The organism is Candidatus Nitronauta litoralis (assembly GCA_015698285.1).
GTDB classification, from domain to species: Bacteria; Nitrospinota; Nitrospinia; order Nitrospinales; family Nitrospinaceae; genus Nitronauta; species Nitronauta litoralis.
This window is the reverse complement of record CP048685.1, coordinates 3,156,502-3,179,105: the sequence shown is the minus strand read 5'-3', so window position 1 is coordinate 3,179,105 and position 22,604 is coordinate 3,156,502. Positions and strand designations below refer to the sequence as shown.

Here is a 22,604-nt window from a genome sequence, read left to right as displayed (position 1 = left end):
ATCATACGGAGTCCCCTATTCCCTGTCAACATTTGGGAAGATACCTTTTAATTGGAAACGTTCTTAGCCAAAAAACAGATACCCTAAAACTATAGCAGCCACGATCCCGGCGAAATCAGCGGCCAGGCCAAAAGGAATCGCATTCCTCGTGTTCTTAATTTTGACTGCACCGAAATATAAAGCAGCCACATAAAATGTAGTCTCTGTGCTCCCCTGAACAATCCCTACCAGTTTTCCAGCAAAGGAATCTGCACCATGGGCTTGCATGGTTTCGACCATCAGACTACGTGCCCCACTACCACTGAATGGTTTCATCACTGCGGTCGGAAGTGCATCCACAAACCGAGTATCTCCACCCATGACAGACACAAATATCCGCATCAAATCGAGCAAGCCATCGAGCACTCCACACGCCCGGAAAACGCCGATTCCCACCAGCATGGCCACAAGATAGGGAATGATGGTGATGGCTACATCAAACCCTTTTTTGGCTCCTTCTATAAAAACCTCAAACACGTTAACTTTCTTAACAAGTGCTCCACTGATGAACCCGGTAATTATGCTGAAAAGAAGAAAATTGCTCAGAAAAGCTGATTGTGACTGCATTGCCTCCTGGTTCAAGTTTACGAAGTAAAGGAGGAGCGCTGCCATAAAAAGGAAAAACCCACCCAGATAGCTCAACACCACACGATCAAACAACTTCAGCCCCTGGTTCCACCCCACAAAAAGCAGGCCAGTAAGGGTTGAGGCAAAGGTGGCAAACAAAATAGGTATGAATACATCTGTAGGGTTTTCGGCTCCCTGTTGAGCGCGAAAAGCAAACACAGTGACCGGGAAAAGAGTTACCGAAGAAGTGTTGAGTACAAGGAAAAGAATCTGGGCGTTTGTTGCTCTTTCCGGGTCTGGATTCAAGGACTGCAGGTCCTGCATCGCTTTGAGTCCAAGCGGTGTGGCCGCATTGTCCAACCCAAGGGCATTGGAGGATAGATTTAATAACATTGATCCCATAGCGGGATGGTCTGCAGGAACTCCCGGAAAAAGCCTTTTCAACAAAGGCCGAAGAAAACGCACGATAGCATCCAGAAATCCGCTTTTTTCCCCTACCTTCATGATGCCAAGCCAGAATGCCATGACCCCGATGAGCCCGAGAGAAATTTCAAAAGCCAGGCGCGACATGGAAAAAACAGAATCCATCAGGCGAACGAAAACCTGGGTATCACCCCAAATAATCAGTTGGAAAAGTGCGGAGATAAAGGCAATTATAAAAAACCCCGCCCATATAAAATTCAGCAATGGGATCCCTTAGAAAAGGAGGAAGGTTTTGTTGTGGAAGTATTTAAGGTGGTAGAACACGGTGTGATCATCCATCTCGAACCAGTCGAACGCTCATAGCAGGGCTTGTGAAATCCCTGGCAACCATTTTATCGTAACCCCCAATAAAGAAAAAATAACCTGCGTTATTTTCCGAGGTGGTCGTAGAAGACCAATAACCGTAGCCTCCACCATCTTCAAAAGCCAGAGGATAACCTACTTTATAATTTTCTCGATTTTCAAATGCGGTCTTGATGTGATTTGGATCATATGTCGCTTTATACTCTTCCAGAGTAGGCAACCGCCAGTCAGAAAAACCACCAAATTTTTTTTCGTTCATTTTTATAATCCACTCATTGGCTTCATTCCAGGATTTGGGTGCGCGTTTTTCTATATTTCGGAAATCGACCGACATCCAGGTTTTGCCAGTGCTGGTATCTTTGGCAGTCCGGTTGGGGTACAAAACCCAGGTCCCATACTTCACACTCCCTTCTTCAATTTCCCGGCCTTCCAAATATGCGTTGACACCATACCCACCAGCAATGGTAACCACAATCATTCCGACCCCAATCACAACTGCACGCAAAGATTTTTTTAAACTGGCGATTTGAGATTTTTGTTCTTTTCCCTCAGATTTTAAAGATTTGAATTCACCAGTCAATTTATCCAACAGTTTTAATTGACCGGCAATCGATACATTTTTGTTATATTCGCGAAGACTTTCCTGCACGCATTTTAATAATAATTTATTGTCCAACGGCTTTTTCAGAAAGCGGAAAGGCTCCCCAAGATTTATGGATTCCTCAATCGACTTGACATCGACCTTGGAGGAGCAAAGGATCCGTGCTGTATGGGGTGAAAGCTTTTTGGCCTTACTCAAAACCTCGGCCCCACGGAGGCCGGTGGCAGTTTGTTCCGTCAAAATTACTGAAAAAGGCCCTTTGGATTGCAAAACCTCCAAGGCTTCCTCACCTGTATCAACATGGTCCACAACAATCCCCGCGCCTGCCGCCACTTTGGGGACCAGATCATGTAACTTCTTATCCGGATCTACCAGAAGCAAACGAGGGGTGGCATTTTTCTTTTTGGATGGTTTCTCCCCTTTCTCATCCTCGCCATCCTTTGCTTCTTCCCCAACGTAATCTATTTCTTCGGCCATCTTGAATCCTGTCTCAAGGCTTGGTTAAATGAAGGAGGCCCAACTAATTGGCAAACACCCAATTAGGCTCAGGGTTAATAAGAAAAAAATCCAGCATTTTTAACAACCGATCATATGAACTCAAAACTTGTCAATAAGTTACATCTTTTTTTGTGCCTCCTGATTTTTTTTCCGAACCCTGTCTGGGGTGAGGGTAAAAACGAGGAGGAAAATTTTATCCGAACAGGCACAATTGCTTTTTCCGAAAAGTATATTCTTGCCGAAGACTTCAGTCATATTATTTTTAAAATTAAAAACCACAATCCGCGCAGTTTATCCCAGATTTTTGCCTGGGTTTACAGAATCCCTGCCTCGAAGGAAGTAAAGAAAGGGAAAAACACCAAACTTTTCCTTGTCAACAATCCTCATCGTGGAGGCATTCTGGTAAAAGGAAGGCCGCATAGACCGGGGGAAAAAGCCCAATGGCGTTTTCTTCTGGACCGGAACATGGAAGGGGCAACTGAAAAGGACAAGTTTATTCTGCGGGCCAGCCCGAAAAGTGTATTTTTCCCAAGCCTGGAGCCCCCCCCTGCCTACCCAACGGGCAAAAGGGAAAAATGAACCGGCTTAATTCAATGTTCAAGACTATCCAGAGCATCTCTCAATTCTCTGATACTAAAATGTCCCTGTTTAAAAATCACAGAATGAAATTTTGACAACTTCAATTTTTCTTGAGGATTTAGTTTTCTGGTTGCAAGTAAAAACAGAGGCACATTTTTTTCCAGTTCCGCCACTTGTATAATTTCATTAATCCCAAGCTGAGTTTCCATGAAAATGATATCGACAGAATTATTTTCGAGAAAGCTTCGGGCCGACTGAATCAGGGGAGTCGATTCAACCAGCCACCCTAACCTGGCAAACTGGCGGGCCAGAACTGTGTTAAACAAGGTATCCGGATTGATTAATAATGCAGTTTTTCGAATAGTCTCGCTGGTAGTTTCTTCAAGAATTTTCTTAACATACCCCCAGTCCAGTGGGCGAGGTAATAGAGTCGCTCCAGCAGGCGAAATTTTCTCATGCTGTTCTATCACAAGTATTTTGACATCCTCTACTTCACTTTCCTGCCGAAGACAGTCGACCTGACTTTGCAAACCCAGCTGTGTTTGAGCCTGTCCCAAAATAATTACGTTTGGGAGAAATGAATGTAATTTTTCAGATACGTCCTCCCAGGAGCCTGCGAGCGCATAGGGATAACCAGCTTTTTCGATTAAACGACTTAGAAGTTGGAGTGAAACCGAGTCCTGCTCAATAACGAGGACATTTACTGAATTTTGGAGGAGTTCGCTTTTAACAGAAGGGGTTGGATAATTTTCTGGCTTCCCGGTTTCCATAAGGTTCCCATTGAATATAATTATCAGGCAATACAAACTGCGGCAACCTGTTTATAGTCACAGTCACCTTTAAAAATTTTGTAAATACCATCTTGCTTCAGAGTGGACATACCGTCTTGAATTGCCTGTTCTCTGATTTCTTCAACCAAAGCTTTTTTCATTATCAAACGCTTCATCATGGCGGTCCCCTCCATCACCTCATGAAGGCCGGTCCGACCGGAGTAACCCGAATCTCCGCATTTTTTACACCCTTTTGGGCGTTTAAGCATAAGGTCGTCATTGTATTCAATTCCTAACCGCGGGAACCATTTTTCACCGTACTCTTCTACCAGATTATCGAACTCCTGTTTTGAAGGATGATAGTCTTCTTTGCAATGTTTACAGAGAGTCTTCACAAGGCGCTGAGCAAGAATCACCAACAAGGCATCTGCAAAGTTAATGGGATTCATCCCCATATCAATAAGCCGTGAAACTGTTTCAGGGGCAGAGTTCGTATGAAGAGTACTAAAAACCAGATGGCCTGTAAGTGAAGCTTCAATACCAATGGCGCAGGTTTCCACATCCCGCATTTCACCCACCATAATGACGTCCGGGTCACCGCGCAAAAATGAACGCATGGCTCGAGAAAAATCAAGGCCAATCTTGTTTTGCATCTGGACCTGGCGCAACCCTTCCTGTGTGATTTCGACAGGGTCCTCCGCAGTCCATATTTTTTTCTTTGGAGTATTGATGTATCCCAGACAGGAATGGAGTGTCGTTGTTTTGCCGGAACCCGTGGGCCCGACCACCAGAAAAATTCCATAGGGTTTCACAACATTGCGTTCAAGAATTTCCAGGTTTGGTGGAGAGAAGTTCATTGCGTCCAGAGGAAAAGGTTTGCTCGCAGCCAGAATACGCATGACTACATCTTCATTTCCTCCCACGGTTGGACATGTAGCTACCCGCAATTCAATCTGCTTTCGGCCATATTTCATTTTTATTTTCCCATCCTGTGGCAACCTTTTCTCAGCAATGTCCAGGCGGGACATAATTTTGATTCGCGATATCATGGCTTGCTTGTACATGGATGGAATTTTCTGGATTATTTCGCAATCTCCTTCTTTACGATAGCGAACTCTCAGTTCCTTCTTATCAATCCCGGGCTCAATATGGATATCAGAAACTCCCTGGTCATAAGCATCGGTGATAACTTTATTAACCAATCTGACAATAGAACTGTCGCCCTCGGTAATAGCACTTTCTTCATCCTCATCGCCTTCCATAACATCGACATCGTCTGCTTCGCTCATCAAGGATTCTAAAAGTTCAGACATATCTTCGCTTGGAGGCGGTGCGGAATCATCGACCTCTTCGGCGGGTTCATCTGACAAGGTTCCCGAAAGAAACTTTTGAATATCAGACTTTAGACCTACCTTAAACTGTATTTCTTTCCTGGGAAAAATCATCTTGATGCTTCTGATTCTGTCCATATCCGAAGGATTATCGATCAGAATCACCGCCAGGTTCTCATCATTTTGGATGGGCACCCAAAAATGTTTTTTCATGTGTTTCCGGTTTAACCCCTCGAAATACCTTTTAGGAAGCACAATGTCATCGCTATGGCCAAAGTAAGGAACACCAAAATAATTTTCATAAGACTTGCCTAATTCTTTAGCCTTAATACCTATCTCATCGATCAGCACAGATTCCACATCTGATTGTGTCTTTCTGGCTTTAGCGATCGCCTTTTGCAGTTCCTCGGCAGTCAGGAATCCGTTGTTGACCAAATAACTGAATTTGGTTGGCCGGTTTCCCATGAACTTCTTATTGTTGTAAAGGGAAATGGCTAGCATTTGAGAAACTGTGATCAGGTTCTTTTCGTCGTGATTATTATATCGTTCTGCGTTTACCCGATTGGTAAGCTGGACCACTCCCATCACATTATTTTCATAGAGCATGGGACAACAAAGCATTGATGTTGTTTTATTACCGGATTTTTCATCCCAGGCTTTATCAAATTTTAATTCCGGGTGGTACTGGGTCAGGCTCTTGGAGTCATACACATCGGCCACGTTCACCATACGTTTTTCCTGGCCAACCCACCCTGCAACACTCGAAGGGCCAACTGTCAATCGGATTTCCTGGATTTCCTCCCCCGTTTTGACTTTAGAAAAAATTTCCCCCTTTTCCTTATCAAGGGCATAAATGGCGATAGACTCAGACAAAAATATTTCTTTCATTGGGTCAATCAGCTTGATAAACAATTCATCCATCGCACTCGCTTGCTGAATGAGCAGACCCAGGTCTTGAATCTTCTCCTTAATTTCTTCTTGTCTAAGCTTTTCAAGTGGGCGACTCAGAGCCTTGGCCATTTCCTGGGCAAGCTTAAGAAATTGATCGGAAAATTCTTCTCCAGTACGATTATTAATAATTTCAATTGCACCCAGGGTTTTCTTTTCATAAAAAACTGGAACAACCAAAGCCTGTTTGGTTTTTGAACCCAGTTTTTTATCCCAGGTGCTGTCGTGTTTCAGACCAGGGTAACGTTTTAGATCTTCCTCATTATCAACGTTGAATATATTGAGAGCCGTTTCGTTTTTAACCGCATAACCAGGCAAATTATCATTGGTGATTGGCAACCTCTTTTCCTCAATACGATCGGAAATCAGATTGCGCGAAACCAATTGATTATTTTTGGAGTCAATTGAATAAACGATCAGGTATTCCGAATCAAAAAACTCTTTAATTTCATCGGAAAGGTTTAAAAAGGCTTCTGTAATATTATCGGAAGATACAAGGGTAACAAGTTGTGCCAAAAGGGGTTTGATCCGGTCGGAGACCCGCCGCCCTCCGCATTTTTTGCGCATTTCCTCATCACGCCGCTCTTCTTGAGAAAGCTCTTTTCCCGGAGGGGACGGGGTTATTGCCTGGCGCTGTTCATTTTTGACCTCAGGACTTTCATCTTTAGCTTTTCCGGTGTCCTCTTCCTGAGCATTTTTTATTGCTTCTTCGAGGGATAGTCCGGTCCCTGAAAGTTCATGGTGTTTGTTTTTCTCCGGACCCTTTTTCTTAACAGAATCCTTGGCAGAGGACTTGGGAGGCAGTTCTTCCGATCCACCTCCGCCTCCCTTTTTTTGCGTAATGAGTGGCATTCCAGATTTCCTGTATTTACAGCTTTATTTACACTTATTAGATGATGGAATTTATCGTACTATTTAGCAAGTTAAATCTCAACATCAAACATCCCCTTAATTTTCAATGAGAAATAGCAGTTTGGGACAAACTGGAATACGAAAAATAATAGCTGTCATTCAACTTGGTCCTCCTATCAAAAACATCCCTCCAAAAAAACAAAATAAGTCATTTATTTTCAATATTTTAAGTAAATCGCTTGAGTGTGTTTCATTTTTCATCACTCCATGCTCCGGACCCCCTAATATCCCATAATTATTTGCTTTTCAAAGAGTTATAAGATAAAATTTTATGCACTAATAAAAATTTTAATAAAAAGAAGCCTGTTTCGCCTTGGCGGGTGTTGCCTGTAATTTCTAAAGGAAATTTCGAGCAATCTGGCCAGGTTGATTCCAATTTATGGCGTCTTTATTCAACTAACTGGAACTAAACAGGGGATGGCGAAGCCTTCCAAAGCTTGAACCACTCCCTTTCTGAGACTGTGAACCATGGGTGAAAAAAAAGACCAGGTTTTGAACCAGATCGGAATTACCGTATGTATTGCCCTTGTCCTTTTGGTGGCATGGGTTTTCTTCCTGGAAAATCTGGTCATGGACCTGATGGGGCTCGCCTCTTCTAATTCGTCTCCCTCGAATCGGTGGGTCTTCTCCGTTGCAACTCTGGGAATTATCGGCTGCGCTCTGATCTATCCCTGCCTGAAGCTACTTGGTGCCCGGTCCCTTGTTCAGGAAGTGGAACAGGCTCTGATAGATGAAAGAGCCTTTAACCGAATAGTCAATAACGTAGATAGTTCAATCGTGTTGGTAACAGACAGTGCAGGAAAAATTTCCCAAATAAACCAGAAAGCCGGACAGGTCCTGGGGTTTCGCGGAAAGGAAATTCTGGGAAAAGACTGGGCGCAGGCCCTTATGCCTGAAACTTTTAGGAGTCAGGCTCGAAAAATTCTCCACGATATAGCTGGAGACCGCAATAAGGGGGTTGAAACCTTTAAGTCTCCTGTTGTTTGCAAAAACAAAACGGAACTAACCATAGAATGGCAGGCTGGCCCATTTCACGGTAATCAGGGAGAGCTCCAGGGGATCGTATTATCAGGAATTGATATCACTCCCCAATTTCGGTTAAAGGGCGAGCTGGATAGCCTCCAGAAACATTATGAACCACAGATTAAACAGCTGAGCACAAACCTCTCGGACAGCAAAAGAAAACTTGAAGAAGAGGCCAGAAAAAACCGTGAAGCCCGAATGAAATTCCAGTTCTGGGTTGAGTTTGACAAAAACCTGCTCACTATTGACGAGGAGGTAAAAAGTAACCGAAACAAAGTAGATGAGCGGGTAAATAATGTTTTAATTCACCTTGGTGACCTCACAAACGCTGAGAGCGGGTACATTTTTCTTTTTGTTGATAATAATAAACAGATGATCAATTCCCACATTTGGAGTAAAGAAAACCCAAACCTTGAAGCCAGCCCCGATGATTGGATTGACCTCGATATTTTTCCCTGGTTCAAATCCAAAATCGAAAAAAAAGAATTGGTTCACGCCAAAAGACTGGAAGACCTTCCAGACGATGCATCAAATGAAAAAGAAGTCTTTCATTCCCAGGGAGTAAAGTCTTTTATTAATGTCCCTATCGTTTGGAAAAACGATTCGATTGGCTACATTGGGTTTGAAACCACAAAACGGGAAAAAAGTTGGACCGCTGATGAAATAAGCATGATTCGCATTTTTTCCAAAACACTGGGCCCAATTTTAATCGACAGGCTTGAACATGCATCGGTGGAAGAGGAGAATCCAGCGGAATCCATAGCCCTGCCTCCAGAAACACCCGCTCCTGCCACTACGGGTTCCCTTCTTGAAGATGCTCTTTTGGAAATAAGTGACGAAAAGGAGAAATCAAATGAAAGTCAGGAAGCCCTGCAAGAAGTAAAAGAAGAATATGAGCAGGAAATCAATGCCCTGAAAGAACAAATGCAAGCACAGCAAGACCAATGGCAAGCCCTGAATGAGGAGCTCCAATCCACACGTTCCAGTCTGGAGCAGGAACTGGAAAACCGGAAACAAACAGAAGAAGAATTATCTGATACCCGGGCCAGCGTTCAGCAGGAGTTGATGGACCTGAACGCTCAACTGGAACAGGCCCGCTTTCAACTTGAAGAAAGAACGGACGAAAAATCAAGATTGTCAGAGGAAAAAGCCCATATAGAAGAACAACTGGAGAACTTGCGCGCCAGCTTTGAAGAAGAAAAAAGCCAATTCCAGGAAAAATCTGAAGAATCCTCCCATAAAGATGAAGAACTGGCCATCCTCCAGGCACAACATGAAGAAAAGATGGGAGAGGTAGAAAAAAGTCTGCTAGCAAAAGAGGAAGAAATCGCTCGCAAAACAGCCGAGATTGATTCCATGCAGGAAAAACTGGGCATGGAAGCCGTTAAGAGGCAACAAATCGAATCGGACCTGGAAATTCTTAACCAGAAAATGAAGCGCCAGGAACAGGAAAACAACGCCCTCAATCTTGCCCATGGAATGTTGCAAACTGAGTTGGACGACTTAAAAAAAGTCCAGCAGGACTTTGACGCCACCCTACATGAATTGGAGGAAAAGGAAAAAAGTTTTGAGGACTATCAGAAAGAAATGGAAGGCGACCTGCTCCTGCAAAAACAACTCGTAGACACCCTTGAAAACCAGGTCAAACATTTTGGCCAGCTTGACCTGCCTATCTTATCCATCAATGACAAGGGGGCCATTACAGAATGGAACAAAGCTGCTGAAAATATTCTGGGACCAACAGACTATGAAGCTATCGGGCAAGGCCTTCAATACCTTTTGAAGGACGATACTGATTTTGATATGGAATCGCATCTGATTTCCCCTCTTGCCGAACAGGGTACTTTAGAAATCACGCTGCCCTTGGCGGCTACAGATGGTGAATATAAAGATACAACAATGCATTTCACCGCCTTGCACACTTCGGAAGGTGTATTTGATGGAGGCATTGCCTATATCACCCCTCCCAGAGGGGAATCTGCAAATACACCCAAAACAGCAGACTCTTTATTCGAATATTCCGACTTTTTAGTTTTCAGGTTAAGCACAAACTTTGAAACCCTCGACATCAACCCTGCAGCCTCCCGATTGTCTGGCCTGGAGAGAAAAGATGTCTTTGAAAAAGATTTTTTCAATCTCATTTTTAATGAAGAGCAAGCCACAGAATATCGTGAAGATGTCCTCAATGTTTTCAAGTCAAAAACAAATAGCGACTTTGAATGTGTGATTAAACTCGGAAACAATGAAGAAAGAACCCTGCTTTTCAATCTGATTAAGCAAGAAACCGAATCCGGAGATCTCCATTCCATTCTTGCCATTGGTCAGGACCTCACTGAATTCCGCCAATCAGAAAAACTGCTTAAAGAAAATGAAACCCTTCTCAACTCAATTGTCGACCATTCCGCTGATGGGTTCATAACAATCGACGAAAATGGGATTATCCAGTCATTTAACTCCGGAGCTGAAAAGGTTTTTGGTTACAGCACCGAAGAAACAGTTGGCCAGAATATAAACCTGTTAATGCCGGAACCTTATCGCAGTGAACATGGAAATTACATCAGTAATTACCTGGTAACCGGAACAGCTAAAGTGGTTGGCAAGCCTCCACGGGAATTCATGGCCCAGAAAAAAGATGGCACTGTTTTTCCTGTTGAAGTTGCCGTCCGTGAAATATTCCAGGATTACCGGCGTATGTTCGTCGGAATCGTGCACGATATTTCACGCCGAAAAGCAGTGGAACAAGCACTGAAAGAAAGTGAAGAAAAATTCAGGAAAATACTTTCTGCCGAAAGCGACGCCATTCTCATTATCAATGCCACCACTAAACGCCTGCTGGAGGTAAATGAATCTGCCGTCAGGATGTTTGGTTTTGATCGCGACGAAATTCTCAGGTTGAAATTGACCGACATTTCAACGGAGCCTGAAATTAAAGTCGGTAACGGATCCGTCAGTGGAATTGGATTAGCAAGCCAGTCATTCATGCGTTACCACAAGAAAAAAGACGGCACTGTGTTTCCCGCTGAAGTATCTTCAAGCACCTTTATGGCTCACAACCAGAAACTATACTTGAGAGTGATTCGGGATATTTCAGAACGCGTGCGAATGGAAGAAAATCTACGTGAGGGAGAAGAACACCTGCAGCATATACTGAATAACACACCTGCAGCCATATATCTGAAAGACAGCGAAGGACGTTATCGCACAGTCAACAAACAGTTTGCAGATCTATTCCGGGTTACCCAAAATGAAGTACGGGGTAAAGTAGACCATGATATTTTCCCTCAGGACCTTGCCGACGAATTCAAAAATGCAGACATGAAAGTTCTCGAATCGGGAACAACATTTGAGTGTAAAGACACAATCTTATATAGCGATGGAGCTCATATATTCGACACCATCAAATTCCCCCTCCGCAATTCCTCAGGAGTTTTATACGGTTTAGTGGGTATCCTGACTGACATCACACAAAGGACCAGACTGGAAGAGGAATTGCAAAATATTCGGGATCATCTTGAAGAAATGGTGGTCAAGAGAACGGAACAACTCAAAACGGTCCAGGACAAAAAAGTGCGTTCAGAAAAATTAAAGGCGACCGCACAACTCGCAGGTGTCGTTGCCCAGCAAATCAACAACCCGATTCACGGTATCCGCAATATTCTGGAACAAGTTGGTGACCGGGTCCAGATGGAAGAAATCCACAAAGGGTTGGTAGACATCGCGATAAAAGAATGTGGGAGAGTGTCGGACCTCCTCGCTCGACTGAAAGATTGCCACACTCCAGAAACGGACGAACCAGAAAATATGGACCTCAATCAGGTCATCGAGGAAGTGGTCAATGGAGACCAGGAAAAACTTGGCGACCAGGTCACTTTCGAAAAACATTTCGCACAAGGCCTGCCGCAGATATCCGGCTCAACAACACAAATCCGGCAAGCGTTGGGGCATCTTCTACAAAATGCTGAGGAAGCCCTCCCGGATCATAAAGGAAAAATTCTAATAGCCACAGAGCGTGATGAAAATCAGGTCAAAATCCATATCCAGGATTCTGGCTGCGGCATCCCCCCCGAAAACCTCGACGCTATTTTTGATCCGTTCTTCACTACTAAATCTGCATTCAAACGCTCAGGGCTCGGACTTCTCCTCACGCTTGGGGTGATCAAAAACCATCAAGGAGATATCGAAGTCAAAAGCCAACCGGGTAAAGGCACCACTTTTACTGTAATGCTGCCTGTAAAAGCAAATGGGTAGAGGCATAAAGCCGGGAACACATAAGGCTGATTCATTCTGAAGAGTGCTAGTAATAGTCTGACAGTTGATCATTTTTGAAGAGAAAGTGGTCATTGGCCCTTGATTGGGTAAATTGTAAGTGTCGAAGCTTACCAATTTACTCGAAAAGGAGAATCCAATGACCACCGTGAACAAGGTAGCACGAAGGAAACTGTCCATGCTAGAGCTGGCAGGTGAACTGGGCAATATCAGTAAAGCCTGCAAGATAATGGGCTATTCCCGCACCCAGTTCTACGAGATACGCCGCAACTACCAGACCTATGGTGCAGAGGGTCTCATCGACCGTCTGCCTGGTGCCAAAAGCCCCCATCCCAACCGGGTCTCTGAGGAGATTGAGAAGGCGGTTCTGGACTATTCCCTGAAACATCCTTCTCATGGTTGCCTGCGGGTGGCCCAGGACCTGATGCTTTCCGGAATCAACGTTTCCTCTGGCGGCGTCCGGGGTGTGTGGAGCCGTCACAACCTCTTGCAGAAACATCAACGATTCCTGAGATTGGAACAATCGATCAAGGGCAAGAAGATCGACCTGACCGAAGATCAGATTCGTGCGTTAGAAAGGTTCAGTCCGGAGTTTCGAGACCGCCACATCGAAACCCGGCACACCGGTGACCTGGTGGCGGTGGACACCTTCATAGTCGGAACCTTGAAAGGCGTAGGCCGTGTGTACCTCCAGTCTGTCATCGATTGCTACAGCCGGTATGCATGGGGAAGGCTCTACACCAGCAAGCTTCCGGTTACCGCAGTCCAGACGCTTAACAACGAGGTACTCCCGTTCTTTGAATCTCACGATGCCAGGATCGCGACCATCTTGAGTGACAACGGCAGAGAGTTTTGTGGACGAAAAGACCGCCACCCTTACGAACTGTTTTTGCAGTTAGAACAGATCGAACACCGCACCACAAAAGTCCGTCGTCCCCAGAGCAACGGCTTTGTTGAACGCCTTCACAGAACCCTGCTTGACGAGCACTTCCGCATCATGGGAAGAAAGAAATGGTACGAGTCTGTTGAGGAAATGCAGAAGGACCTCGACACCTACTTCATCCACTACAACACCAAGCGTCCTCATCAGGGCAGAAATATGAACGGCAGGACACCGGAAACCGTCTTCAAGGAAGGTCTTCCAAAACCAGATAAAACACAGGAGCAAAAAATAAAAAAGACGGCTAAATTAGCCGCCTAAATCCAATACCCAACAAGGGCCACTGTTCGGCAAATACTAGCTTTGTACATTCATTCGTATTTCCCCGCTTCAATCTTTGATCACATAGAATCTCTCTCCTCCCTTATCTACAGCAGAAGTTTTCTTTTCGTTATATTCCAGAAAACAAAGCTTTCATCCCAAATACACTTTCTTTAGAAGTAATTGAAATCCTTCGATCCCAAACTCCATGTTTCTGAAACTCCCAATATGTTAATCCCATAAACGTCCTGACAGGCTTGGCGACTCCTCCATTATCTAATATATTTAATAAGTAGACTTACTATTGTTAGCTACTCGCTAACTCACTTTTTATTCAAAAGTTTTTTATTCAACCATTAAAAAACACAGTGAAAAAATACAAAAATAATATTGGTGTCCGACTTGAATCTTTCGAAGGAGAAAAGGTTTTCAGGATTTATGTCGTTGGAGATGCAGAGAATCCTGATTGGGCAACCTTGATTGAAAACACAATAAAAAATAATCAGGACGTTAAACACTTTCGTTTCCTTTTGGATAACAGGTTTGGTAATGATGGAATCGATATACACGGCTTTCAAATGTTGGGACAATTATTCAGGAAATACAAGGTTTTGGATGGAACCGTGTGTGTCCTGACCTGGGACAAGGGGTTTTTACAGCTCAAGGAATTATTTTTAACCGTAATGAAAAAAATGGGTTTGGATTTTAAAGCCAAAGTATTTTTCGACGAACCTCAGGCTGTGCAGTGGCTGGTAAAATAACTCCTTAATTATTTTTCAAAATTAAATTTTAAGTTTGCGCTCTTGGTTTTAAGAGTTTTTTCATTCCAGATTTGGTGGGTTACTCTTTTCTCCAGCCTGAATTATTTCCAGGACAAAACATTTTTTCATGCAAATAAAAAAACCCCCAGGCAATTAAGCCCGAGGGTTTTTATTTTTTTCAGGTCAACTGCCCTCACAAACCGGAAAACCTGCCTGGGACAGCCAAAAGGTTTTTAGCGTGGCAACCGAAACTATTCCTTGATCTGTTTTTCCCGCAATTCAAGATAAAAGTGGCGTTGCGCTTCGTAAGGGTCAATAGCACTTTTGTTAAGCTCATCAATGTCGTCGATATGACCGGAGGTTTCATTTACCCGCTCTGTTGTGTTAACAGCCGCATTGACAAAAAATCCAGCGCCCGTATAAGTGAGAGGGTTTAGAGCCGTGTCCACTACCCTTCCTACAACACCGCGGGTGGTTGTTGGCCCGAGAACAGGCAGGACAAGATAGTCTCCGGACTCCACTCCGCTGGACGCCAGAGCCTGGTCAAAGTCTTCATTTACATTTTCAATTTCATACTCTTCGCCCGCAACATCCAGCATACCGCCCATACCTGCTGTCGTGTTGATGAGAAAACGGCTCACTACCCGTCCGGATTTATCTGTATCCCCCTGAATGGCACTGCTGACCAGTTTGGCCGGTGCTTTCAGATTATCGAATACATTGGTAAGAACTTTGCGACCGTCATCTGGCATGACTTCCTTATAACCTTTTGCCAATGGACGAAAAAAATATTGGTAGATCGTATCGTTGACATCGTGCATGGCACGATTGACCCCTTCCAGATTATCCTCATCTTTTTCGGCCTTGTCCTCTTTTTCCCCTGAAGCAAAAGGATCATCTTCAAACTCCTCTTCCGGCTCAGCCCGGGGAGATTCTGGCATTTTCTTTTCCATTTGAATGCCTGGTTCATCCTTTTTCGGCTTTGTTTTTTTTTCCAAATGGATATCTATTTCTTTTGCAAGCAAGTCATCCCCTGCAATGGACTGCTCCGAATGGTTCATAAATGAACTATCAGAAGTCATGCTCAATCCTGGCGTCGCCAGTAAACTCAAAATCAGAATGGTGCTGCCTGATAATGTTTTGAGCTCCATGGTTTTTTCCTCCGGTTTAGACAAAATTTTTGAAGTCAGTTTACACGGGACACCTTCAATTTACACGGAATTTTTTAGGCTCTTCCTCAATCCTTTCAACACCTTCCCCGCATTCTCGACGAAGTCTCCGAATCTCTTTCTGCTGTATGCGAATTGTTTTTGCCATCTCATTACAAGTTTCATTTAGTAATTTCATTACAATATCCTGGTCCAGCTCTTGATCGTTCCCCATAAGGTACCCCCATATTAAAAGACGGCGGTGGATTGCCCCCCAGGCTCCTTCGCATTATTAAGTACAAATTCAAAAAAACTTGTGGTATATTTAATTTTTAAAAATAATCTAAAAAATTATTAAGCAAATGTCAACAATAAACATTAAAGAACACAATAAACTAAACGATAGATTAGTTTTTTTTCGTAAAAACAAGGGGTTCACGCAGAAAAAATTATCTGAACTTGCAGGAATTTCCGAGCCGACGATGAACCACTATGAATCCGGCAAGCGGGTTCCCACGGTTGATACTCTCTTGAACTTGGCCAGAATTCTGGAATGCGACCCAGGTTGGCTGTTAACCGGGGGTGAATCACCTGCCCTTAAACAGGAGCCTGCCTCTACAGTTCGGAAAGATACAGGAGGATTCGTCTTTGTTCCCCAATATGACCTCGGGCTCTTGTCAAATGGCGCCTCGATTCAATCCAGTCAGGTGGTTGATCATCTTGCCTTCAAACGGGATTGGGTTGTTCAGGAACTGCGATCCGTCCCCGATCAACTACTGTTAATTCGGTGCACTGGTGACGCTATGGAACCCACCATTAAAGCGGATGACCTCCTGCTGGTCGATCGGTCCCCTGAAAAAAAACGTGAGGATGGTATTTTCCTAATCCATATTGACGGCGGGCTTTATGTCAGGCGGGTGGAACGCCGCCTCGAAGGAGGATTGACAATTCGCGGGGACAAGACCGGGGCAGCCCCTGAAGAAAAAATTCCACGGGAAAAAGAAAAACAACTCGACCTTATCGGCCGCATCGTTTGGGTTGGAAGGCGTCTGTAGTCGTTTGGAGGGGTCAGTTCAGACAGATTTCGCGGCTTTTCAGGCTTTTAATTTGCAATTCCTGAAGAACATGCCGGGAAATGGAAGACGTATCTCTGTCCTTCAACCCATCGCGAATCTTGAGAGATTGGTTCAGGTCGAATGGGTACGTTGGCAGGAAACGACCATCCACCAGAAGCGATTCAAGTAAATCGGGAATGTCGTCTTTAGAGTTATCCATACACTTTAGATTCAAAGTAATCAAAAAAGTTTTATTTTTCCCCAAAAACCTCTTTATTACTCTCCTGGACGTTCTCCAAACTTAAATTTTCCGGTGGCCTCCACCACCCGGCTCAAGGCCTGGGTCCCCTTTTGGCCATGTCCCATTTCAGAGGCCGCCTGAAATAAACGCTCCACCATGCCAGCTCCCAATAAAGGGAGATCAAGACCAGCCGCCTCTTTTTGTACAATAGTCAGATCTTTTCGCATGAGGTCAACCATAAAACCGGGCTCCATATCACCTTCGGCAATCTGTTTTCCCAGATTATCCAGTGCCCAGGATCCCGCCGCGCCTGCGCCGGTGACCTCCAGCATCTTGTTTAAAGCCAGCCCGCCTTTTTGTGCCAGAGCCATCGCTTCACAAACTCCTAACAGATTCAGCGCCCCCATTATCTGGTTACAAGCCTTACACAACTGCCCTGCTCCATTTTCTCCAACATAAGTGATTTTTTTTCCAACCGCCTTTAAAACTGGCAAGCTACGCATAAAGACGGGTTCCTCACCACCGACCATAATGGAGAGTGTTGCATCCCGAGCACCGATATCTCCACCGGTTACTGGGGCATCAAGAAAATCTATTTTCCTATCTTTCAATCGCCTGGCAAACCCCCGGGTCGCTTCCGGGCTTATGGTTGAATGATCCACTACCACTAAAGGTGAGCTGCCTGACCGCCCTGCTATTCCTCCAGCACCAAATAACACAGCCTCAACATCCGGGGTATCGGTAACGTTCACACAAATCAATTCCACCTGGTCTGCCAAAGCCTCTGGAGATTTGGCCCACTTAGCTCCATCATTTAGCAGCACATCCGCCCGAGACTCTGTTCTGTTCCAAACAATAACCTCAAAACCCTCACAAAGCAGATTACGCGCCATCGACGCCCCCATGATTCCAAGGCCGATATACCCGATTTTTTTCATACAGAGCCTCCCATTCCCTTAAATCCCCTATTCTTTTTATGTTAATGTAATACCTTCGTTTCTCCTTCCGACTAACCCAGTGGCAGGGGCAATCCCCAAAACTATATGCTCCGCATAGGCCATCGTGTTGACGATCACCTTAAAATTGAATGACATTTAAAAAACTGATTCAAAATTTTCTGCTCCTCCTGTTCAGTTTAGCCGCAGGTTACGGCCTGTTGGAGTTTGTCCTGTTTCCCAAGTTCATGGACAAGATACCGCTGAAGCTTCACTTTGCAGTTAAAGAGGATATTCGAATTCTAACCCAAAGCTCCAAAGATGAGGTGATTCCCAAAAAATACATTGCGCTTTTTGGCGATTCCTATTCGCAAGGGTATGGTGATTGGCTGCTGGATGCCAACCCCAACCGCAATTTACCCCATCATTCCGCTCATGTGCTTCACGATCTCACTGGACACAATATCATCACCTTTGGAAAATCGGGATCAGGCAGCTTGTCCGGGTTAGTGGGCAACCCTATCAACTGGCTCAATTATATCCGTCAATCCCGGCTGGGCCCCATGCCTAACCCGGAAGAAATTCTGGTCTATTTTTATGAAGGCAACGACCTCAATGACAATCTTGAAGACCTCAAAAAGCGTTTTATAAACCGCGACTACGATCCATCCAGGGTTTATGACGAAACTTATTTCCGAAGATTCATTAAAAGCGAAGTCATTCGCTCAGAAACAGATCAGAAGGAAGACTGGAAAGAGACCTTATTTTTCACGGAATTTTTAAGACGAACGATCGATTCCTTCGAAAACAAGAAGAGTACATTGATTGCTCCCGAAAGTATTTCTCCGGGTGCAGGAAAAATCAACCGTATCCTCTTAAATGGCAGGCAGGTTCCAATTCCCGATGGGCTCCAATCACCCGCCCTGGAGCTCACACAGGGAGAAATCCACTTGACGACAGCGGTATTCGAACAATCCCTGAAATACATGCGTGAACATTTCAATGGAATTCCGGTCACCGTGGTGTATCTGCCTTCAGTCCTGTCTTGCTACGAAGTGGTATCGCCTTACGTCAGCATCCAGATATATGACAGCGGACGCGAAAGCAACTATCCATCATATCTTGTGAGACAGCGTAGCGAAGAAATCGCGACAATGATCCGCACCATAAGCAAGCAGGAAGACGCGCGTTTTATAGATGCCCGTCCCGCTTTGCGTGCACTCGGCAGAAAACAGATTTTTCACGGACCAAAAGACTGGAAACATTACAATAAAGATGGATATACTGCGCTAGCAAAAACAATTTATGAAAAAATGAGTCCCCCTTCATAATTTCCCGACTCATCTCGCTCCTCTTTTTTGGGAGGCAGAGGCCTTGCAAAATTTCTCCGAACAAGTTGCTGACCTGAACGAGCAGATAAAGGAACTTCAGTTACTGGTCCACCATTCCCTGGATGTCATTTACAAAGTCGACACGGATGGAATGCTGAAGTATGTATCCCCATCAGTAGAAAAGCTGACCGGACGTACCGTCCCTGACTGGATTGAAAACGCCAACGCCTATGTCCGGTCCATTCCAGAAAACCTCGCTGCCATTGAAAATGCGATCCAGTTGGCCCGTGCGGGGAAACCCGTTCCACCCTATCGTATCCGGTACAACCACCCGAACGGCAAACTCATTTGGGTCGAAATCAAAGAACAGGCTTACAAGGAGGATGGCATCTTCGCGGGGTTTATCGGAATAGCCAGAGACATCACCGACCGCGTCAAAATGGAAGAAGAGTTACACCGACAGCATATTTTGCTGGAAAGGGAACTGGAAGTCGCAACCCGCGTTCACGAAACCCTCATTCCGAAGAACCTCAAAACTGACCAACTGGATCTCGCTCTGACTTATCGTCCTGTTTCAAGCATGGGAGGAGATTACGCCAGTTATTTTCTTCATGACAACCGGTTGCTGTTCATCATCAGTGATGTTACCGGTCATGGCGTTCCGGCAGCACTCCTTGTAAATCGTGTGGACTCGGAATTTAAACGACAGGCCAGCAAGAATAAAGAACCGGGAGATATAATGAAGACGTTGGAATCATTTATCGAGCACCAGTTTCGCGGTACGCAGATGTACCTGAGTGCGTTTTGCGGTGCGCTGGAATTTGGTTCGGGACGACTCGCGTATTCTAACTATGGGCATCTTCCTCAAATCGTTTTTAATCCTGAAGAAAATAAAATCGACTTGATGGAGGCCCAAACCACTCTCCTGGGAATTCCCGTAAACCGCGGCGAAGCCCCGATTCAGGATGAGATCACACTTTCGCCACAGGCCCGGATCTTTTTATTCACAGACGGCGTAACTGAAACAAAGGGGCCGGAAGGAGAATTGTTTGGCTATGACCGGTTACAGGGTTTGATTCAGGAACACGCTGGACTACCACCGGAAAGATTCAACAAACACCTGTTGGATGAACTGACTACCTTCAAGCATGATGACTTCGAAGACGATATTTTTATGTTTCATTTGGAGCGAACAACTTAAATAACCATCCAGTTCAATTGCCTAAACCCTTTATAAAAAATATTCCCACAATAACACCGCCAAGCCTGCTAAAACTGCTATTACCCCACCAATATAATTTCCAATGATTAACATCTGAGCCCCAACAATTTTTTTTCCAATATATTGAGAGGGCTAAAAAATATTTTTTGAAAATTTATCAGGATCTACCCACCATTATTTTTGCTGTGGGTCCCACGGATAATCCAAACCCCAGAAGAAATAGCAACAAACGAAAAAATTATTGATATCACTAATCACCTAAGCAACGGCGCATATTTTTCATTCCCATTTGCGGTGGCGAGGGAGGCAACGGTCTGGCCTTCTGCGGTTTTGTCTTTAATATCCGCCCCCATGCCGAGTAGCGCGCTTATGATCTCGCCATTGTCCGGACGGGTGACCGCCCACATGAGCGGAGTCATCCCTCTTACATTGCGCGCATTCACATCTGCTTTATACTCAAGAAGGTGCTGGACACTCACCGCCCGCCCTCCCCTTGCAGCGATCATCAATGCGGTATTGCCCTCCACATCTTTTTGATCGACGTCCACATTATTCTCCAGAAGCGATTTTACCATTTCGTCCTGACCGTGTGCCACGGCTTCCATCAACGGTGTCCATCCAAATCGAGACTGCGCATCGAGTTTGATTCCCTCAACTGCGATCAATATATCGAAAGCCTTTTTGTTGCCCTCACGAACCACGACAAACATAGGGGTTCGTCCATGAGGGAAACCAGCATTAGGATCTGCACCCGCTTCCAGCAAAATAGATAGGGCTTTTGGTCCGCCGCTGGAAATAGCAAGGGACAATACGGACTCCGTCATGCTCGCCTCTTTTGGTGACGCGCCTTTATCGATCAACTTTTTCATGATTGGAATATTGCCCTGTGCTGCGGCGAGCATAAGGGGTGTTTCCCCGGCATCCGTGCGCGCACTGACGGGATACTTTCTCGCCAGGAGGAGGTCTACTATTTCAACATGGCCTTCAAAAATGGCGTGGGAAAACAGTTTCGCCTGATAACGTTCCACTCGGCGTGGGTTGTCCATTACAGCCAGCAGTTCATCATACTTTCCCAGGTTTTCCTGAACAGCCGTGATCCATTTGGCAATTTCGTCCGGATCCTCATCCATCAGGATATCCTGCCCATCCTCCATCTGGAGTTTAAACAAGTCCAGATGATGGGCCACATCCTTCTCCCAGGCTTTGCTTCCTGTGGTTGGTTGTGCATCCTTCTTGCTATGCCCGGAACCCGGATTTTTAGCCATTAATACATTACCATCAAAATTGGCCAATTTAACTGGTTTATTAATATTGGAGCCAAAAACGGCCTGGGGGCCCAATACCACAAGACCCGCACAAACTACCAACTTTAAAAGAGTTACCTGATTAGACACGTTCTATCCTCATGGAATCATTAAAAAATATTAATGCAGGTTTAACGAAGGATTAATACTTGGCTTCTATTATATACCCGTAACCTCGGATTGGGGACGCTTGATTAGCGGGTCCACTGAGGACAGAGGCTCAAAGTTAACCTGGGATTTGAGCTGCTAATCAAACACCCTGGTCGGATAAAAAAGGCAAACCCGGCCAGCAATGAGATGGAGGTTGATATGTTCTATCCGGTGAAAATTTTCAAGTCCAACGGCAAATTCAAAAAAGAGATTTCCAGCGAAAAGCTGAGTGAGCGCTATTGGAACGAATTCAACGAAGCGGTCAGAACTAATATACAAATCAACCCCAAAGGCCGCCGTCCGAAAAAAGAAGAAGTATACGAACCGATGTACGATCAGTCGTATTTCTCTGAAGATTAAAGCGTTTTACTGTTTTTCCCGCCAGGGACCGTAGTAGATCTCCTTCGAGGGGCTAAGTCTAAAGCCCCTTCCCTTAAACAGGGAAGGGGTACCCCGCTCCCTCTCCCAAATCCTACTCTAAACCCCACCAAAATCCAAAAAGCTTGACAGAATTGCGTATTTATGGAATTCTCTATCCGCATTTGCAACTGATTTGCAACTAAAAGATGCAGATAAGATCAAGCGGAGTGGTCCTTGAAAACGCAGTCCCAATTCAGATTACCGACCGGTTCCGGTCAAGCCTGGGCGCTTTGCATCGCTTTGTGCTTTGGGGTGATGACCCTTTTCTCCCCTATTCTGCACGATCACGACTGGGACCCGTTCCATGCGGAATCGGATTGTGCTCCCTGTAACTGGACCCAATCCAATGTCAGCCTGGAAGTTCAGACTCCGGACACTTCAGTAGATTTTCGAATCATTGTCTGGCAACTCCCTGCTCTGGGAACGATCCCGGCGAGATTCCTAAAGACCTTCAATAGTAGAAGTCCTCCCTCCTTCCGTTGAACTCTAGTTCTAACTCCTGAAAACTAATTAACA

17 protein-coding genes are annotated in these 22,604 nt (G+C 44.9%); 8 read left to right on the top strand and 9 right to left on the bottom strand.

Translation table 11 applies throughout. The features are described from left to right. Window positions 1–63: 63 nt before the first annotated feature. From G3M70_14440 to cpaF, 4 genes are all read right to left on the bottom strand, one after another. On the bottom strand, window positions 64–1,293 hold the full coding sequence (locus G3M70_14440; protein QPJ63010.1) for a spore maturation protein: 1,230 nt from the start codon (window positions 1,291–1,293) through the stop codon (window positions 64–66). 67 nt (window positions 1,294–1,360) lie between these two features. After that, window positions 1,361–2,470, bottom strand: coding sequence for a DUF1566 domain-containing protein (locus G3M70_14435; protein ID QPJ63009.1), 1,110 nt, complete (start codon window positions 2,468–2,470; stop codon window positions 1,361–1,363). A gap of 611 nt (window positions 2,471–3,081) precedes the next feature. Beyond that, window positions 3,082–3,840, bottom strand: a complete 759-nt coding sequence (locus G3M70_14430; protein ID QPJ63008.1) for a response regulator — start codon at window positions 3,838–3,840, stop codon at window positions 3,082–3,084. Window positions 3,841–3,863: 23 nt separating this feature from the next. After that, a complete protein-coding gene (cpaF, locus tag G3M70_14425; GenBank protein QPJ63007.1) occupies window positions 3,864–6,971 on the bottom strand; it encodes a Flp pilus assembly complex ATPase component in 3,108 nt (1,035 codons plus the stop codon). Between the two features lie 528 nt (window positions 6,972–7,499). Between cpaF and G3M70_14420 the strand changes: the two genes are divergently transcribed. The 3 genes from G3M70_14420 (at window position 7,500) to G3M70_14410 (ending at window position 14,282) form a co-directional block, all read left to right on the top strand. Continuing rightward, window positions 7,500–12,302, top strand: a complete 4,803-nt coding sequence (locus G3M70_14420; protein QPJ63006.1) for a PAS domain S-box protein — start codon at window positions 7,500–7,502, stop codon at window positions 12,300–12,302. Between the two features lie 157 nt (window positions 12,303–12,459). Then, window positions 12,460–13,521, top strand: coding sequence for an IS481 family transposase (locus tag G3M70_14415; GenBank protein ID QPJ63005.1), 1,062 nt, complete (start codon window positions 12,460–12,462; stop codon window positions 13,519–13,521). Window positions 13,522–13,889: 368 nt separating this feature from the next. Further along, on the top strand, window positions 13,890–14,282 hold the full coding sequence (locus G3M70_14410) for a hypothetical protein (protein ID QPJ63004.1): 393 nt from the start codon (window positions 13,890–13,892) through the stop codon (window positions 14,280–14,282). A 251-nt stretch (window positions 14,283–14,533) separates the two neighbouring features. Here G3M70_14410 and G3M70_14405 read toward each other — a convergent pair whose 3' ends face one another. Together G3M70_14405 and G3M70_14400 are read right to left on the bottom strand one after the other, a co-directional pair. Then, window positions 14,534–15,433: a VacJ family lipoprotein gene (locus G3M70_14405; protein QPJ63003.1), complete on the bottom strand. Its 900-nt coding sequence runs from the start codon at window positions 15,431–15,433 to the stop codon at window positions 14,534–14,536. A gap of 55 nt (window positions 15,434–15,488) precedes the next feature. Further along, complete coding sequence (locus G3M70_14400; protein QPJ63002.1) at window positions 15,489–15,665, bottom strand: hypothetical protein; 177 nt, start codon at window positions 15,663–15,665, stop codon at window positions 15,489–15,491. Between the two features lie 127 nt (window positions 15,666–15,792). Between G3M70_14400 and G3M70_14395 the strand changes: the two genes are divergently transcribed. Beyond that, window positions 15,793–16,485, top strand: coding sequence for a helix-turn-helix transcriptional regulator (locus tag G3M70_14395; GenBank protein QPJ63001.1), 693 nt, complete (start codon window positions 15,793–15,795; stop codon window positions 16,483–16,485). Window positions 16,486–16,498: 13 nt separating this feature from the next. Here G3M70_14395 and G3M70_14390 read toward each other — a convergent pair whose 3' ends face one another. Then, on the bottom strand, window positions 16,499–16,705 hold the full coding sequence (locus G3M70_14390; GenBank protein QPJ63000.1) for a hypothetical protein: 207 nt from the start codon (window positions 16,703–16,705) through the stop codon (window positions 16,499–16,501). 56 nt (window positions 16,706–16,761) lie between these two features. After that, the gene (locus tag G3M70_14385) at window positions 16,762–17,664 is read right to left on the bottom strand and encodes an NAD(P)-dependent oxidoreductase (GenBank protein QPJ62999.1); all 903 of its coding nucleotides are present in this window, start codon (window positions 17,662–17,664) and stop codon (window positions 16,762–16,764) included. A gap of 149 nt (window positions 17,665–17,813) precedes the next feature. On the opposite strand from G3M70_14385, the gene G3M70_14380 reads away from it, so the two are divergent. Beyond that, window positions 17,814–18,992: a hypothetical protein gene (locus G3M70_14380; GenBank protein ID QPJ62998.1), complete on the top strand. Its 1,179-nt coding sequence runs from the start codon at window positions 17,814–17,816 to the stop codon at window positions 18,990–18,992. Between the two features lie 43 nt (window positions 18,993–19,035). Next, entirely contained in the window at window positions 19,036–20,193 is a 1,158-nt protein-coding gene (locus G3M70_14375) for a SpoIIE family protein phosphatase (protein ID QPJ62997.1), read from the top strand. Between the two features lie 275 nt (window positions 20,194–20,468). Here G3M70_14375 and G3M70_14370 read toward each other — a convergent pair whose 3' ends face one another. Next, window positions 20,469–21,608 carry a hypothetical protein gene (locus G3M70_14370; protein ID QPJ62996.1) on the bottom strand — a complete coding sequence of 380 codons (1,140 nt, stop codon included), beginning with the start codon at window positions 21,606–21,608 and terminating at the stop codon, window positions 20,469–20,471. A gap of 219 nt (window positions 21,609–21,827) precedes the next feature. On the opposite strand from G3M70_14370, the gene G3M70_14365 reads away from it, so the two are divergent. Next, the gene (locus G3M70_14365) at window positions 21,828–22,028 is read left to right on the top strand and encodes a hypothetical protein (GenBank protein QPJ62995.1); all 201 of its coding nucleotides are present in this window, start codon (window positions 21,828–21,830) and stop codon (window positions 22,026–22,028) included. Window positions 22,029–22,262: 234 nt separating this feature from the next. Continuing rightward, the gene (locus tag G3M70_14360; GenBank protein QPJ62994.1) at window positions 22,263–22,571 is read left to right on the top strand and encodes a hypothetical protein; all 309 of its coding nucleotides are present in this window, start codon (window positions 22,263–22,265) and stop codon (window positions 22,569–22,571) included. Window positions 22,572–22,604: the final 33 nt, after the last annotated feature.

Coding starts and splice junctions, on each gene's coding strand:
- G3M70_14365 (QPJ62995.1), top strand. CDS start 21,828: ATGTTCTATCCGGTGAAAATTTTCAAGTCCAACGGCAAATTCAAAAAA.
- G3M70_14430 (QPJ63008.1), bottom strand. CDS start 3,840: ATGGAAACCGGGAAGCCAGAAAATTATCCAACCCCTTCTGTTAAAAGC.
- G3M70_14405 (QPJ63003.1), bottom strand. CDS start 15,433: ATGGAGCTCAAAACATTATCAGGCAGCACCATTCTGATTTTGAGTTTA.
- G3M70_14390 (QPJ63000.1), bottom strand. CDS start 16,705: ATGGATAACTCTAAAGACGACATTCCCGATTTACTTGAATCGCTTCTG.
- G3M70_14415 (QPJ63005.1), top strand. CDS start 12,460: ATGACCACCGTGAACAAGGTAGCACGAAGGAAACTGTCCATGCTAGAG.
- G3M70_14395 (QPJ63001.1), top strand. CDS start 15,793: ATGTCAACAATAAACATTAAAGAACACAATAAACTAAACGATAGATTA.
- G3M70_14400 (QPJ63002.1), bottom strand. CDS start 15,665: ATGGGGAACGATCAAGAGCTGGACCAGGATATTGTAATGAAATTACTA.
- cpaF (QPJ63007.1), bottom strand. CDS start 6,971: ATGCCACTCATTACGCAAAAAAAGGGAGGCGGAGGTGGATCGGAAGAA.
- G3M70_14420 (QPJ63006.1), top strand. CDS start 7,500: ATGGGTGAAAAAAAAGACCAGGTTTTGAACCAGATCGGAATTACCGTA.
- G3M70_14435 (QPJ63009.1), bottom strand. CDS start 2,470: ATGGCCGAAGAAATAGATTACGTTGGGGAAGAAGCAAAGGATGGCGAG.
- G3M70_14380 (QPJ62998.1), top strand. CDS start 17,814: ATGACATTTAAAAAACTGATTCAAAATTTTCTGCTCCTCCTGTTCAGT.
- G3M70_14385 (QPJ62999.1), bottom strand. CDS start 17,664: ATGAAAAAAATCGGGTATATCGGCCTTGGAATCATGGGGGCGTCGATG.